Here is a 15739-nt window from a genome sequence, read left to right as displayed (position 1 = left end):
ATTAATGGCATTTATGGGACCTACGCCTTCAATTTTCAGTAATTTTTTGCAATCCGAGTAATCGTTTATGGATTTTTCAAGATTATCTTCGTAGACAGCGAGTGATTTAATTACTTCTAGATAAAGTTTCCAAGCGCTGTCTAATGACGCCCGAAATAAATCACTGAAACCATTGTCGGCATCTTCAAGAGTAGATTCAACTGCGCCTCTTAATCCACCATTGCGCTCATTTACGCCGATATTAAACTCTGCGAGTAATCCAATAAGTTGATTGCATAGTGCCGTCTTTTGCTTAATGCATAATTCCCTTAACCTAACCATGGATTGCAATTGTTGCTGTTCCACCGACTTGCCTGAAACAAAATTCACTTCAGGGAGCATGGCTGATTGAACAATTGCCAAAGCATCATTCTTATCTGTTTTTTGTGATTGCCTGACTGAAGCGACCAATTGAGCAGAGATAAGCTTTGCATCATGGTCAAATGATAGTGCTTTTTGTAGCCAATAGTTTGAAGTGCCACAGGCTTCAAATACAACCGTCATTGGTTTTGATTTGGCTAGAAATTCGGTGAACTCATTCGGTGTCATTTCTTTGTTAGAACGCACGGTTTTGTTTGTATATATACAAACTTGAATTACACGTTTTGCCAAATCAACACCAACAATTGTACTTTTCATCATAGACTCCAATTACTACTAACGGTGAAAATGTAAAGTACACCTTCCGACTGATAAAGGGGAGTCCAATTATCTACCTAGCACTTACCCGATTCATGTGGTTATCAGGAGGAATGTCCTCTCACGATTATTTTCCCGTCGAATCGACTTCGTTACATTGTTAGACTCGCTACTGTATTCAGAGTCCTAGGTTCAACCGGTGATACGGCAGGTTCACTCAAAGCGGTGAACAGCGCTTCATACGACTTCACGTCGCACGTCCAGATTCGTGTTGTGGGGCGAAACACGGAAATGCCCCAAAATGAGTTTCAGGTAACGTGGTCAGTTACAGGAAATGTTTATGGTTAGCCAACTGTTATAATCAATTTTTTCTTTAAAACTTTTAAAATTCAGCATGGTAATTTAAAGTGCTGAAATGGATATCTTTGTTATTTTACAGCAAAATAACATTAAAATATGGAGAACAGATGTCGACTTTTACTAAGTTTCAAACCGTTATCTTAATGATTTTAAGCCTTAGTCTTTCGGCTTGCATCACACTTCCTGGGCATCGACAAACCATAAATGAAGGAAATTTTCATCTGCAAATAACATCTCCTGATAAAGCAACTAAGCACTTAATTCGCTTTAACTCCACAAAAAATGAAATTATATATTTGCCTGAAGATACTCGAATAGAACTTATAGTTATAGATGCAATAGGGAAACATAATCTAAAGATAAAAAAATCAATTAACACAATAGTTTATGACTACAAATTAAACGGGTTAAAAGTAGTTTTCGATACCGAAAAAATACAATGGTTTGAATCGCAAGTTCCTAGAATAGCAAGCGCAATTTGGCTATAAAGTGGTGTATATGAGCAATCTCAATGTGCGAACTCATACACATTTTTTTGAACTGAAGACGTTGGTTTGCCACAGCGTTATATCACACTAGTGTGGGTGAACAATAAGGTTTGAAACTTTAGAGTTTTTTAAGCTGGCAGTATCACTCTTTATAAGCAGTTTTTGCCCCAAAATGGTTTACAGCCTATGTCTCTTTAATTTATAGCGGCAACATCTCTATTTACGACAGAACCTTCAAGCGAATATAGTTCTTCAGACGTCACTTAGAAAAAATATGAAAGACGATAGAGCAAAGAGTGTATTAAAACTTTTGATGAAAACTAGACGAAGAATTGAAATAACAATAGGCCAGCCTGTTCAATACCTTGATATTGAAAGGATCAACTTCCTTGATTTATGACACCTCACCAGTAGAATGAGTAGGGAGATTGCTTAGATTAACAGTGGGTACATTTTTCAATATTAAAGCTGGTGAGGAAGCTATGCAGCTTGAAGGTATGCTCACTGACTAAATATTCACACATAAGGGATGCAGTATGATTAATCCTTGTTTTAGTTTGTAGTTTAAAAAAACAATTTATGTTGGAATAAGTTCTCCACTTAATATGCAAAAATTCTTTGGAGTTTTTGAGATGTCAGCAGGTTGCGCATTTCCGCCCACTTTAGTCCATCCGTTTATTGAATATGGTAATTCTGTTTTACGCCTCACTGATGAAACCATGTTAAAGGGTTGTCATGATATTGCTTGTTCAAAGGACGGTTTCGTATATAGAGTGTACCTTGTCCAATCACCTTATGTTAAATGCTTTTTTGAAATTGACGTCGTAAGTTTTAAACAAGCGGATCAATCATGGGCTCTTGAACAAGTATCTTTCGTTACTGATGAGCATAGGAGTCTAACTACACAGGCACTTGTACAGTTTCATCAAATTTTTAACTGTTCGTATGTAAATATAGGCGGATATAAAATAGATTTAAATTTGGTATCTGAAGGGCTTAGGTTAGGTAATATAAAACATAAACAAGATGTAGACGACATTAAGCTTAAACTCGAGAAGTATTTTAGGCGTAAGCCTTCGGAGTCGAGGCATGAGATGGTGTCAAATGCTAAAAATAATTTTTTTTATCCGGTATACAAATCACAATTTTCGAGTTTGACGAATTTATTTGAAACTCTCGGCTTACTGTCTAAGTTGCAACCACTAAAATGCGATTACCAAAACATACTTGTCCTAGGCTCGACAGTGCAAAATATGCGGCAAAGGCTAGAGTCTTTAAAGCAACAAGAGATTAGTTACAAATCCGTATTTATTTTAGTTGGCAATAGAAAATTATATCAGAGCGAGCGAAGTTTTATTGATGAGATGTCAGCTTTAAAACGGTGTGATGCAATATGTGATACAGAGTCAGATGCAGCAAACTGGCTGATAAAACATCAAGGTTATGGCTTTCATTTTTCTAATATAAAAGTTATTACAGCTAAAAACACCTACGAAAATGGCAAAGAGCGAACCGCAAATACAGGCGATACGATCAAGGCTTTTTTGGAATTGAATGCTGATACTATGACTACTTTAGTAGTTAGTTCACAACCCTTTGGAATCTATCAATGTCAATTTGCAAAAAATGAATTTATGGATGCTGGGCGAGATCCTGATATTGATGTGCTAGCTGATGTGCCGTTAGTCTCCGCAACAGAACAAGAGAGAATAGTGCTTTATTTTAATGCTCTTGATTCTATTTTTAGGGTGCATAGAAGTTAGAAAAGCCATAAAGAAAATTAGATTCTGTCGTATCTTTGTAGTCTAAAAATACTCAAATTGATATTTTGCTTTTTGAAGTTACATTCAACAAATCTAAAAATAATTAGAACCTAGAAGTGTTACGCTGAATAATTTAAGTAAAAGCACTAATTAGGTTCTGTCCAAAAGCTAGTTTCAATCTTTATTGTCTGAAGACAGCAGCTCTATTCTCACTAGAGGTAGTTTATTCGACAAAATAGTTTGTTGTTTCAAGCTTAATCTATTCTTTTTTATAAAGTCCCAATCCTCACTTAACGCTATTGGACATTGCTTATCAACAAATGCTTTCTGTTTGCTTTGTTTATCATAATCTTCAGCTTGACTTAGCCTTATATTAAACTTTGAAGAATCAAACTGAGGAAGAATAATAGAATGAATCTTTGGGGTCGTTAAACAGATTTGAATACCCGCCGGATCATAATCGGTAAATATCGTACATTGAACATTTTCAGTTAAAGATAAGAGCAACTGCTTAAGGCCTGAAGGAGCAATCTGAGCATCACCTCGATAAAAAACGATTATCTTATCTGCATTCATCGGTAAATCAAATTCATTAATACGATCAAAAATATCTAAATTTTCAACAACGAGAGCATTATGAATATTGTTGTCGTTAATGAAGCGATTCACATCACTAGCTGTTGCTCTGATTGATGTTAGTGGCGAAGAAATTTCAGCAAGTGAAGCATCATTTAGTACCTTGAATAAAACATAATCTTGATTTGGCTTACTTTTAGCCCGCTTATCATCGGCTCCCGACGCACTTACAGCAACCCTATCTGTATCAAAGTCAAAATCTAAGACATTCACTTTGTATAAATCAACGATCGTATTCTGTACTTCTTTAAGATCTGACTTGGTGAGTTGCAACTTCTTTCCATTGGCGCAAACTTCACCAATTTCAGTAACAGCATGGATGTCTCTCCAAGTGCTATTTTTATAATTTAAAAGCAAGATTTTTTGCCGCTGCTTTATTGCTGCGGCAATGGCTTTGAAGTGTCTCTCAGTAAGCTTTTTCATCATGTGAAAGATTTTCCCTAATCCAAGCCAACTTCTACATCACTGATGATTAAGTTTCCGTTAAATATAGGATGTGGGTTTCCTATTGGCTCCAAGCTGAAGTGCTGTTTGTATTCTTCAGCTAACCCTTCATAACCTCCAATCACCTGATAAATCCAACTTTCGGAATCAAAAGGTAACGCTTTTTCTTCTAAATATTCGATGGCTCGCAAGGTGTTCCCCGTTTCAATGATCTCACACAAATAATCATCAACGGCTAACTTTATTTTACTCTCCGCAATCTCAAAGTCTTGTGATGCTTCCAAGGTAAAGCTTGCTGATTGTTGCTGCTCGGTTTCAAGTGCAGGTCGCTCACTAAAGGCTTTAATTCTTGCAACCAAGTCCATTAACTCTGGCTCGTGTAAGCTGTTTTTAATATCTGCAGCAGCTGGTGCTAACAAGGTTTCTGCTTGATTAAATAAAGCGGGGATCTGCTTATGCGTAACATGATTATCAGGCACATAGTCAGGGTGCATTTCAGTATGTAATAACCAACCTTTTAATAGTCTTGTACGTCCACGAATTTGACGGAAACGACCGAGTAATTCTAATAAACGACTCTGAACTAAACTCAGCTCCTCAATGTTCAAGCTTAAACTTTCATGCAACGTAGTAACCAGCAGTTTACGCAATTCTCGGGTGTCACCAGCAATGTCAGTTAATTCCTCAAACTGAAACATCTCTAAGCCGTTTAACAGCTCGGTTACCTGACTTTGAGCAAGCTCATTTTCACGGATCTTAGCGTTAATCGTACCCACATAACCAAACTCGTTATTAATGCGACTCCAAAGTACACGTGTGGAGTAAGCTAGGCTTTCAGTGAAGCTATACACATGCTCATTGAGATCCGCTAAATAAGCTTCTGCGGCCGCATGAACGACATTATGCCTCGCTTCTTTGTAATGATTCGCCAGTGTTTTAATTGTGGCTAATGCCGAGCCTGCATTTGAGTCAATTTGACGATTTCGTTCATCACTTAGTGCCTCTTCAAGCATGGCTCTGACATTTCGGGTCAGACGCAGCTCTTGATCAGCTTCTGGTCGCCAAAAGATTTTCGCTTGTTTAAGCTTATCGACGACTTTGTTATCGGCTTTCCCTTCATCAACTGAGCCAGCCAGATAAGCATCCATAATTAAATCGGCATGCTTTCCCAGTAACTTGAGTTGCTTAACACCCGCCTGGTGTAAGTTATTGCTCATAGCGTTCCCTTAAACCAAATCTTGCTGAGTTACCGTCTCAGCCTGTGCTTCTAAACTAAGCGCTTCGGTCTCGTCGATAAAACGTATGACTTCATAGAGGTAATCTAACTTACCAGTAGCCAAATAAATCTGCTTATCTTTGTTAGGGCGAATTAAGTAACCAAGTTCTTGTAAGCGCTTAAATACCAGTTTAATTTGATTATCCACTTGCGAACTGGTTGAACCGAATAATCGATATTGGCTGAGCTTAGCTAACTGCTCACGAAATGCTGGCGTATCTTCAATTCTGGTTTGTAACTCAGTTAAACGAATCGGCGCTCCTTGCGTTAATGGTGCATCAGCACCACTGGATTCTTGCACCAAAACCAACCACTCCACTAACGGAGTCAGAGACTGACAGATATCTTTAAATTGGCTTGAAATTACTTTTCGTTCCGCGTCACCGAGCTGCAAATATCCACAAAAGTACACCTCGCCTTCTGCAGCAGAAGAAAGTGTTCGATTGATTTGATTTAGGTACTGCTCAACGCTATCTCTTGTTGTATGACTTTGTAATGCACGCCAACCGTCTTCGCTAGTAGTACGACAAATAAAATCACCTTTGAGCAAGGCTTCAATTAATGCACCTTTTCCTACCATTACTGATTCTGTCGACTCATTTGCAGAACTTAACTCACTCATTATGCGCTCTCCTTAAGACGACTTTTTAACTTCTCAGCAATCGCATTCACTTTCGGTTTGACCACTTGCAGCTTTTTGGTTTGCTTGTTGATGATGTAACGATTTTTAAATAACTCTAATACTTCTGATTCTGGGTTCGGAAAAGCCCCCAACACACATATCTGGTTGTTCTCACAGGCATCGAAAATTTTCTTCACATTATTGTGATGCAAAGTTCCGAGTTCATCGATTGGCCAATGAATCGTCGCTTGGGCACGGCCACGCAATAAACGGGTAAAGGCGAGTAAGAATTTGCATAAAATTAAGTAAGCCATACCATGGCTCGATGACTCATTAAGCTGACGGTCGGTGCGAATGACAAGGGCGCTGTTGCCTTCACGTAATGTCAGTTCAATTTCAAGTAACTTAGCAATACCGCCCGTGAGAGCGGATCGACCAATGACCTCAAGTGCTCGACGCATGCTTAAGATATAATCTTCATCTGGTAAGCCATCAAAACCGGTGGCTTTCCATTGAGCAAAAGCTTTCACAAAGCGCTCAAGTTCAGGCCAAAATTCCAGCTCAGAGATGCGAGAACGAATTTTCACCGCTGATTCAGAAACACCATCAAGGAACAACTCCTCACCGACTTCACGAGTGATACGAGCACTCTGCGATGCGATTCGACGGTCGATATCCGCAAGTACGTCGTAGTAAGCGGTTAAATCGATACCAAAAATACGGCCTTGCTCTTGAATCGCTCTAAATTGTTGCGACACAATCACATTCAATAAGTTATCGAGCTTCGGCACGAGCTTACGATAATCGAGAATACGAATGCCCTTGTCATTCACTGAGCTCGACTCTTCACGGGACTTCTCCCAAATCTCAGCAAAGCGAGAGCCCGATTTGCTCACAATTACAGAGTCGAAGTGTTCGACGTATTGCTTAACCGAACTCAATAAGTTCTCACGTTCGAGTAATGCATCGCTACCTTGGCGAATACGTTCTTGAATTCCACCCTGCACTTCTTCGTCATTGGCAGGTAATTTAAGTTCAGCCAGCTTACGAATTAGCTCACGTAAGCGAGTCAAATTCTCAGAGGTTTCAACTTGAATCGCTTCTTGGTGTTTACGTGACTTATCCAATAACTCACGCTTTGCTTTCACTTGATTGGATTCTGCTGACAGCTTTTGTGTCAGCTCATTAATTGCTTGTTTAACTTCACTGAGTTGGGTTTGCAATCTTGGCTTACGCACTAACCATTCTCGCTGATACCAATCGTCATATTTGAGTACATCACTGCGCCTTGCTTCGGTATCTGAAATACGAGTTTCTAGCGCTTTGATATCATTTTTAAGCTTGATGATCTTGCCTTCATCAACGCCACGAGACTGGAGTTCGTTTTTATACCAAACGTCACACTCTTTTTGCTCAGTTTTCGCATTCGCTTTACGTTCATCGATACTGCTGCGAATTTGTTGGATTTGACCATCAATCGCACCAATCACTTCTTGCCAATAAGCTTGGCGCTCCATCTTGTCATCACGAGCTTGTTCGTTGTGCTCATCAAGACGAATTTGATGTTGCTGTTGTTGCTTTTTAAGTTCGTTTTCAAGCTGAGTTAACTTTTGTTGGGTATCTGCTTTACGGTCTTTCAGCGCTTGATTGATCTTTTCTTGCTCTGCCGTTTTATCCTCGAACAAACGTTGTAGGTCGTCACGGCTGTTTTTATAAGCGGTGCGAGCCATTGTGAGTTCACGACTCAACACATCTAACTCATCATTGAGCTTAACCAGTTCGCCTTCAGCTGCCAGCTGTTGCTCTTTCGCTAACTCTAATGCGGCTTCTGCTTTTTGCAAACGGATTCGTAACGCTTGCTCAGACTCTGCATATTCAGGCACGTCAACCGCTTTCAAATCAAGATGAATACCAAATAAATTTTCATTTGGTTCGCTCGCAATGCTTGGGTGCAAATCGGTGCGATGCAGCATTTCAGGGGCTATCACTTTACCAAAATTTTGCTCCCAGCCTTGAGCTTCTTTTCTTAAAAATTCGAGTAAAGTATGAGATTGCGGATAAAGAATTTGCTCAACGTCATCAAGCTGATTTTGACGTTCACTAACTCGCTTACTGGCACTACGCAATGCCTCATTAGCCTGCTCGCGTCTAGCACGAAGTTTACGTTCTTCATTCGTCAAACGGTCAACTTTATGGCTAGAGTTTTGCTCTTGCTCACGACCAAGGTGAATACGTTCATCAAAGACAGCAAGCGCTAACTTTTCTTCTTCGGTATAAGTTACATTTTGCAGTTGAATCTTGTATTCGGCCGCTTTCAAATTCAGTGCATTTTGACTGTCATTGAATTTTGAGTTCAAACCATTTAATTGTTCACGGAACTTTTCATTTAAGGCATCTAAATCTTTACGGGCGGTATCACGCTGCTGCTCTTTTTTCTCACGATCAACATCTTGTTGGCTATGTAATTTATCAAGATCTTTATTGAGCTTTTCGATGATCTTACTGCGACGCTCATTAAAAGCTGATTCGATATCGTGATGCTTTTCGGTTTGTAACTTATGACGCTCCCGCAAGTTATCAAGATCAGTCTGCCAATTTGGAATTAAGGTTAAGTCGATTTTAGCTTGTTCAATATCAGCATCTAAGAAGTTACCATGCTGATCTTCAATTAAATCCAGCTCTTGTTCGTACTTGCTGTTATCGCCTTTAGCCGCTGACAATTCTTGATTGAGTTCGTCTCGAGTTTGCTTCCAGTCTTCTTCCAGCATTTTCAGCTGCAAACTGTCTTCTTTAGCTTGGTTTTCCGCTAACTCTTTGCGCTGAATTTCTAACTCTTCATCATTTTTATAGCCGCGAGATAAACTGCCAAGACGATGTTCAACACTTAATAGTTGGTTAAATTCTTGCTCAAGTTTGGCGTATTCTGGGCGAAGCTGTTCGAAACCTTTTATTAGCTGGCTTTCGTTGATCCATGCTTCTACATGATGCGGATTGATACGAGAGCTTGGCGGATTCACACCATCTTCTTCTAAGATTGCTGCAATCATAGACTTAATGGTTTCCATCTTGCCTTCTTTCGAATGCACCGCTTTGGCAAGCTTTTCAATATGGCGTAATGAATGTTCAGCATCACACAGTGAGAATTGGCTCGCAAAGCTGCGCATTTCACTTCGGTTGCTGCCAATATTAAGCAAGCTTCTATCGTGCTGAATCACGGCACGATATTCACGGGTATTGAGCAGCTTAGTTACACTGATACCATTGCGTTTAAAATTACGGCCTAGTTCAGCCGTTGAATGACAAACAATTGCATCAACGTTTCGAGTTTTCACATAATCTGCGAGCTCAAACCCTTTAGCCACAAAACGATAATTTACGCCTTTACCGTCACCGGCAGACGATAAAACCGCCTGATAAAGCAATTCATCACTTTTTTTGTATTCATAAATGATATAGCTGCCGTCATGAGGTAAATACCAGCGTTCAAAGCTGTCACGAGTTGAAGGCACAACTCGGCTCGGATACTCGCCATAAAATACAGGAACAAGGCGTTGAAGTGTCGTTTTACCTGAAGCGTTGGTCCCACAAATATTGGTATGACCATCTAACTCAAGTTCCACAACACCGGGAAGGTGCGTGTCAATTAACACAATGCGAATCAAGCTTGGCATGCTTATCCTTTTGCAATTGTAATGCTAGCGCTCAAAGAAACAACAAAAAGGCGCTAATTAGGAAATAATCTGAATATAAGAAGAATAACTGAAAAGGTAAAAGAGGTGCAATTTTTTAGTACTCTTTTGAGGGTGAGTTGAAGAAACATAATCATGTAAAAGGTGCATATTTTAGAGGAATAAGATTATATTTTCTTCTTTAGGTTATGTCTTATACAGTCTCTACATGTAACGGTAGTCGAGATTGCCAATTAAATATTTTCCCTTCGTTATTTTGCACAACCTTAGCTGAAACTAACGCAGGCGTATATTGCTCACTCTTTTGCGGATTAAGCATAATGACATCTGTTACATCTTGACAGTCTATAAACTCTTCTTTAACCAACTTATGCTGAGACAGTGTTAAATCTCGCGTATCGTCCTGATAAGTGAAATCACCATTCGCTTGTCTTGTCACATAAAAATAATGGCCGCCATTGTCACCTCTTTGAAGGACCATTCCTTGAATATCCAAGTTCACCGTTCCGTAGTAATATACTGTTTGCCCTCCTGCTTTTTTATTAGGGTATACAATTGGAACTTCAAATGGTTCTCCAGTTTTTAAGTGATTCACTATCGCATGTTCAATATGCCTTCTTTGCTTTTGTGTATAAAAAGAAAAGTTAAACGTTACACATTCAAAGTTATTTGCATCTTTCACCAGAACGGCGTTTTTACGTACTGTTTCTAAATCAATAGCTTCGCTCTCTAAATTTGGTACTCCTAACTCAGCAGCAGTCCAAGGCTTTTTAGTTGCAACTTTATTCCCTTCACTCTCAGTAAAGCGGATTAATTCAGAGAGCTGCGTATATTCTGAGCTAGCCTTTTGATTCAAATGATCTGTGCCACACGTTTTTCCAAAATAATACTCCTCCTTAGCTCCTTCGGCTATAACAACTCTTGAAAATTCTCTCTCGCCATATACTGCTGATTCGACAATTGTATCTTGGAATCCTGAATTTGGATTTTCATCAAGTCCTAAAATGGCGTATACGCCTGAAAGGATATTCGGAATATCGTCTTGTCGCATCGAACCGATATCAGGTACTTTTGCAACTTGAACTAGCTTAGTGGTTTTATCTGCTTTTAACTCAACTAACCAGCGCACAGCTTCAAAAAAGTTATAAGCCTCAATACTTAATATTTGTGGTGGTAACCGCCCTTGCATAATTTTTATATATTTTTGTTGAAGTGCTCTAAATGCTATAACCGCTTTATATCTGGCCTCTTCTGTATCATTTTTCCAAAAGTCGTTTATAACACCTTCGTTAAAAATTTTTCTGCATTGTTCCTCAACAGCATGTGGTGGCACAGTTCTAATTAAAAATTGCATGGCTGTATTAAAGTTACAATTACCTTGCCAAGATGAAAATGCAAACTGTAATGGTGGGAGTAGTGACAGTGAAAAGGGTAATTGGTTACGGTTAATGTCTCTAAGTAAATTTCTAAGAGCCCAGACTTGATCAACTTCTAATTTCTGATAATGCTCAAGCTTATCATATTGCTTTCTGTCAACCGCATAGCGTTCTTCTAAGATTTCATTAAAATTGTGTCCATATTGTTCACATGTGTCAACTAACCCCTCAAACTGAGAGAGAATTCTCAAATTCTCTGTTGTCACAAACCCTGCTTCAATAATACTTCTTAGCTGTTTGACACCAAAACAATAATTTCTAAAATCGATTCTTAATTGAGGGAATTTACTCATCAAGGTATCAACTCTAATAAAAAATGCTATGGACTCACAAAATTGACCAATATTTTCTGTCTCTAACAGACTGGCATCAATCTGATAAATCCATGTAGAAATAGGCACCTGTAACCTAGCTTCAATTTTTTCGAGTAAGTTTTTACCACGGTAGTCACTCAAATAATGAGATACATACTCAAGAGGCTCTCTTGTTGGTAACATCTGCCATTTTTGTTGCACTCGATGCTGAAGTATTCTGATGATCGCCGTTTGATTGGCTTCAGCACTACCTAAACTTACAACACCAGAGTTGTTAATATCACTACAAGCTGAACCTAATGGGTTATCGTGTAAACTTTTGAAATCAGCGGGCATCACCAAATTATTATTGAGCATTGAGAAGAAATCTGATACATGAAAACCAACGATACCTTTAGGGTTGCAACCTTTTGAAATCACGCTCGCACATGCATTCAAAATAACAAAGGCGTAAATTCTTTCACAAAATGTAAGTGGTATTTCTTCCACAAAACGTTTTGCATCAACATATTCAATTAATTCAGATAATTGAATTGGACGCATCCACTCATGTAAATTGATTTCACGGCCTGTCGGGTCGACAAAATGAGCCAGCTCACGCTCAATTTTACTATAGTGTCCATTGTCACAAATCTGCTGTGCTTGCTCATCTGTCATACGAATATTATTTTTCATTTCTTCAGAGAAATATACACGACTATTTTCATATAGCTTTAATGCTCCGTCGACAATAGCTTTAGTTATATGACCTCGATATTTTGCATCAATTGTATGAAAACGCCATAACATTGGCCTTTTGTATTTTCCTGCTTCTACTTTTTCAAGCCATACCTCTTTCCCTTTTATATTGGAGCTTTTCCGTACCTCCTGTTTCATTTTGCACTCTATATAACTTAAATCCTCACCAAACTCTTCAACAATGGCTTTAGCCTGTGCTTTTATCTCAGTAATTTTCTGTTTACTTTCTTGCGTATAGTTTCCTTCCTCGTTTCTCGCTAAGGTAAGGATTTCATTAGCCAGCTTTACAGTCCAAAAACCATGCTCGTTGAGGGTCACCGTGTCCCTTAAGCACATAAAATCGCCTTCAATTTTATCGTGAGCTTTTTCTATAAGTTCTGGAACATGATCGACGTCGAAAATGCCAAAGTCTGAGTAAAAGTGAGGAACATCCTTAAGTTTAGATCTACTAGAACGTTGTGTTTCATCTCTTTCACCATGAGAATTTGGATATAGAGAAACTGGCGCATGAGTCACGGCAGAAGCAGAGGACGACTGACGAGTAACTTGTTGAGTTGTGATATTGGGAGCTGGAATTGAATTTCTAACTAACTCTTGAGCAGCTTCTATAAGCATGGATGAGTAGAAACTATCTACCGTAGCCCGACTCTCGGCTTGACGACAAAGTTCAGATCTAAACTCTTTTTCCATACTTTTTAACGCTTGATCAATAATCGAATCAGAATAGGTCAAAAGCTTTGGTATTTTTGCCTTTAAATTTCCAATCATCCTTGAATTGTTTGCTGGCATTGATTTTGACGGTGGTTGTGCCTCAGGAATCGCTTTTTTTACATCTGGAAAAAAAGACTCTAAAAATGCTACAAAAGTCCCTTTTTCTCCAGCGCTAAGCTCTCCACATCTAAAAACACAATTTTTAATTTCTTGGCTCTGGTTCATGCAAGACTCAAATTGCTCATCAGTGTAGACATCAAGCTCAGGAAGTTGATTGATGATTTGTTGTATTTTGGGATCTCTAGCTGTACTCTTTTTTACAGCGGTCTCAGGTCTTAAAGCTTTTCTTCCCGAATTTAATGAAGCCTGGTTACTTGCTACTTCAAGCTTCTTTAGATTTTCAGCTTTTAAATTTAAAGAAAAGAGAAGAGTGGCTTTCTCATGCTCTTCAAACCTTCCTCCTGCATAAATCCGTTCTTTTATATCACCATTTTCTGCCATACATTGATTAAATATTTCATCAGAGAAACCACTTGCTTCAGAAATTTGATCAATAACATTTTGAATTGCAGGTTGTCTTTCTGGCTTTTTCTTCACTAAAGTGCGTTTGGGGATCTCTGGAGGTTTTGTTAATGGCCCCCTCTCTTTCAATTTGAAAAAAAGTCCACTAAACCAAGACGTTGAAAATTCTGACTTTGGACTTGATTCTGATTCTTTCTTCGGTTTAACTTTTAAATCATCTAAACCAATAAGTTCGAATTCTCCCATCTGTTTTTCAAATACTTCTGGAGCAAGTTGTATTGGAAGTTGAACTATGTGCGAATCAATCTTAGCTTCTTCTGGCTTTCCTCTCGTTTGATGCCTTTTGTAATAAACAAGGCAAACTTGTTCTCCTTGATCAGATTTTGATTTAATCAAAGAGCATTTTATAGAAAGGTATCTATTTAAAAGCTTTAATAAATATTGAATATCATCGAAACTTTTGCACTCTTCAATAATTTTAAGTTTGATATAGAAATCATGTAAGACTGCTTTTTTTTCAGTGGGGAGCAGGCTTTTATCATATGCAATGCACTCACTTAAATCATCAACAAAGAAGCCGTATTTTTCATGGAGTTCTTTTAAACATGCGTCATAATTAACTTCATGCGCATCCAAATCTATTTCTGTTGCCTTACCTTTGCCGTCAGCTGCTGGAAATACAACCTGCGCATCTCCTTGTCCCATATGACTTGAATCAACAGTAATATTATTTGTTAAAAATTGATTAATTTCTTCTGCTGCTTCTTGAGCAATCCCAAGTACTTCCGTATTAAAGATTTTCTCAAGATGAGTTAGAATGTGTTGTCTTTTTTGCAAATACTCTTTATCAGTATCACAATCTCTAAAATTAATTACAGGCTTAAGCAAATTCCATGCATCGCGAACGGATTGAGGTTCTATTGGTAGTAATTCGAAGAATACATGTTTGTGACAGAAATAAAAATTAGTATTACCACAGTAAACAAAGCAATTATAACTATCAATTCCTAATTCCACATCTCCATTCATAGTTACATTCAATTTCAGATCTTTAATGATCTCTGACATCTCATCAAATACTTCAGATACCTCACTATAAGACTCGGCAAACATTAGCCTTTTTAATAGCGTTGTCACCTTTTCTTGCTCAGATATGACCTTAAAATGTTCTAAGAAGTCGATGATAGAGGACTTACTTCTAGGCTTTTCCGACTGTAAATCGACTTCTGTTCCTTGAAAGCTGTAACTTTTCGAAGCCGACATTGCCATTGATGAACACTCAGCCATCATTGCTCCTTCCGAAACGATTAAAACAAGCGAACAGATAACTCTAAATAGTTAATAACTAGCTATGCGGCTCTGCGGCTATGAGTAATAAAATTTACTTTTGATGCGTTAAATTTAAATAAATATGGAATATTAAACAACATAGATTAATTAGGTTTAATTTGTTGCTCATACGCTTGACACTGATATTCAACACATCCCCTATAACCTGGAGTTAAAAAGCACTATACCCATGATACCTGAAGATGCTCGATTTCAGCGAGAATGCACAGCTTGTTAATCAAGGCGACAGTGTGCGGCAATAGTGAGCTATTGTTAGCACTGGCAACAAAGAGTAACACGCTGTGCAACTCGCACTGCGTGGACTTTTCAGCGACAATTCTTCTTTGTTACATTAGCTCGAAAGAATCCCGATATTCCTTCGCTAATGCGCCTCAAAGAATTGGCGCTGAGAAAGTCCTGAAACATGCATCTTCAAGTATCATGGCTATATATCTAACCTGCTGCCCACATAAGAGTATCTCGAAGCTCAGCTAAATGCTTTTTTAGTAGAAAAGAGGAATATTTCGAAAGGCTATGGCAAAGGATCCTTTTAAAAAAACTTAATGAAAAAGCTGTAACAACAGAAACATTTTTGAGGAATAGAGACTAGATAGTCGGCTATGAAAAAAATCTAACATTATGATCGCTAATACAATATAGCTCTTTGATACATTCAATTTCGACCAGAAATGATATAGTGAACCTACGGTTTCTGGTCGTTTTTGGTGCTAAA

Annotated in this window: 8 protein-coding genes; 2 read left to right on the top strand and 6 right to left on the bottom strand. The window is 38.4% G+C overall.

From position 1 onward, the window contains the following. The coding region (locus JQC92_RS17440) for an IS110 family RNA-guided transposase (RefSeq protein WP_205000836.1) at positions 1–678 on the bottom strand (678 nt) is incomplete at its 3' end. Positions 679–1145: 467 nt separating this feature from the next. Between JQC92_RS17440 and JQC92_RS17435 the strand changes: the two genes are divergently transcribed. Then, entirely contained in the window at positions 1146–1526 is a 381-nt protein-coding gene (locus tag JQC92_RS17435) for a hypothetical protein (RefSeq protein WP_205000835.1), read from the top strand. A gap of 632 nt (positions 1527–2158) precedes the next feature. Continuing rightward, a complete protein-coding gene (locus JQC92_RS17430; protein WP_205000834.1) occupies positions 2159–3289 on the top strand; it encodes a hypothetical protein in 1131 nt (376 codons plus the stop codon). Positions 3290–3463: 174 nt separating this feature from the next. Here JQC92_RS17430 and JQC92_RS17425 read toward each other — a convergent pair whose 3' ends face one another. From JQC92_RS17425 to JQC92_RS17405, 5 genes are all read right to left on the bottom strand, one after another. Beyond that, complete coding sequence (locus JQC92_RS17425) at positions 3464–4351, bottom strand: DUF7281 domain-containing protein (RefSeq protein WP_205000833.1); 888 nt, start codon at positions 4349–4351, stop codon at positions 3464–3466. A gap of 14 nt (positions 4352–4365) precedes the next feature. Further along, entirely contained in the window at positions 4366–5586 is a 1221-nt protein-coding gene (locus tag JQC92_RS17420) for a phosphoenolpyruvate carboxylase (RefSeq protein WP_205000832.1), read from the bottom strand. A 9-nt stretch (positions 5587–5595) separates the two neighbouring features. Further along, a complete protein-coding gene (locus JQC92_RS17415) occupies positions 5596–6267 on the bottom strand; it encodes a condensin complex protein MksE (RefSeq protein WP_205000831.1) in 672 nt (223 codons plus the stop codon). Further along, entirely contained in the window at positions 6267–9938 is a 3672-nt protein-coding gene (locus tag JQC92_RS17410; RefSeq protein ID WP_205000830.1) for an ATP-binding protein, read from the bottom strand. Before JQC92_RS17410 ends, JQC92_RS17415 begins: the two co-directional genes overlap by 1 nt. Before the next feature lie 211 nt (positions 9939–10149). Continuing rightward, positions 10150–14964, bottom strand: coding sequence for a hypothetical protein (locus tag JQC92_RS17405; RefSeq protein ID WP_205000829.1), 4815 nt, complete (start codon positions 14962–14964; stop codon positions 10150–10152). Positions 14965–15739: the final 775 nt, after the last annotated feature.

It is taken from the genome of Parashewanella hymeniacidonis, from assembly GCF_016900895.1.
Taxonomy (GTDB): Bacteria; Pseudomonadota; Gammaproteobacteria; order Enterobacterales; family Shewanellaceae; genus Parashewanella; species Parashewanella hymeniacidonis.
The sequence above is the reverse complement of the archived record's forward strand: the minus strand, read 5'-3'. Positions and strand labels throughout refer to the sequence as shown.

Coding starts and splice junctions, on each gene's coding strand:
- JQC92_RS17435 (WP_205000835.1), top strand. CDS start 1,146: ATGTCGACTTTTACTAAGTTTCAAACCGTTATCTTAATGATTTTAAGC.
- JQC92_RS17430 (WP_205000834.1), top strand. CDS start 2,159: ATGTCAGCAGGTTGCGCATTTCCGCCCACTTTAGTCCATCCGTTTATT.
- JQC92_RS17425 (WP_205000833.1), bottom strand. CDS start 4,351: ATGATGAAAAAGCTTACTGAGAGACACTTCAAAGCCATTGCCGCAGCA.
- JQC92_RS17420 (WP_205000832.1), bottom strand. CDS start 5,586: ATGAGCAATAACTTACACCAGGCGGGTGTTAAGCAACTCAAGTTACTG.
- JQC92_RS17415 (WP_205000831.1), bottom strand. CDS start 6,267: ATGAGTGAGTTAAGTTCTGCAAATGAGTCGACAGAATCAGTAATGGTA.
- JQC92_RS17410 (WP_205000830.1), bottom strand. CDS start 9,938: ATGCCAAGCTTGATTCGCATTGTGTTAATTGACACGCACCTTCCCGGT.
- JQC92_RS17405 (WP_205000829.1), bottom strand. CDS start 14,964: ATGGCTGAGTGTTCATCAATGGCAATGTCGGCTTCGAAAAGTTACAGC.